Annotated in this window: 1 tRNA gene and 1 rRNA gene; both read right to left on the bottom strand. The window is 43.1% G+C overall.

Annotated elements, in window-relative coordinates:
- Positions 1-236: ribosomal RNA gene (locus tag HT696_RS10490) — 16S ribosomal RNA — on the bottom strand; the annotation flags it as partial.
- Positions 237-480: 244 nt separating this feature from the next.
- A tRNA-Glu gene (locus tag HT696_RS10485) sits at positions 481-552 on the bottom strand.
- Positions 553-582: the final 30 nt, after the last annotated feature.

Here is a 582-nt window from a genome sequence, read left to right as displayed (position 1 = left end):
TCCATCTGGTAGTGATGCAATTGCACCTTTTAAGCAAATGTCATGCAACATCTACTCTTATGCGGTATTAGCTATCGTTTCCAATAGTTATCCCCCGCTACCAGGCAGGTTACCTACGCGTTACTCACCCGTTCGCAACTCATCCGGAGAAGCAAGCTCCTCCTTCAGCGTTCTACTTGCATGTATTAGGCACGCCGCCAGCGTTCGTCCTGAGCCAGGATCAAACTCTCATTAAAAGTTTGAGTTCTCACTCATTTCTGTCACTGACAGATTTATTGTTTTTTCATTGTTCAGTACTACAACCTTAGTTGTAGTGCCCTGCACATTGGTTCGTCTTGTTCAGTTTTCAAAGGTCTTTGTCACTCGCTTCCCTCAAGCGACAACTATATTAGTATATCACAGTCGCTTTCGCTTGTCAACACTTTTTTGAAACTTTTTTAAACTTTTTTTCATCAAGTATTTCCAACTGCAACATACCCATAGTCCGTACGGGATTCGAACCCGTGTTACCGCCGTGAAAAGGCGGTGTCTTAACCCCTTGACCAACGGACCAGAGTTGTTATTTTCAACTCTTACTATTAT

This window comes from Streptococcus sp. 9903, assembly GCF_013276625.1.
Lineage (GTDB): Bacteria > Bacillota > Bacilli > Lactobacillales > Streptococcaceae > Streptococcus.
The sequence above is the reverse complement of the archived record's forward strand: the minus strand, read 5'-3'. Positions and strand labels throughout refer to the sequence as shown.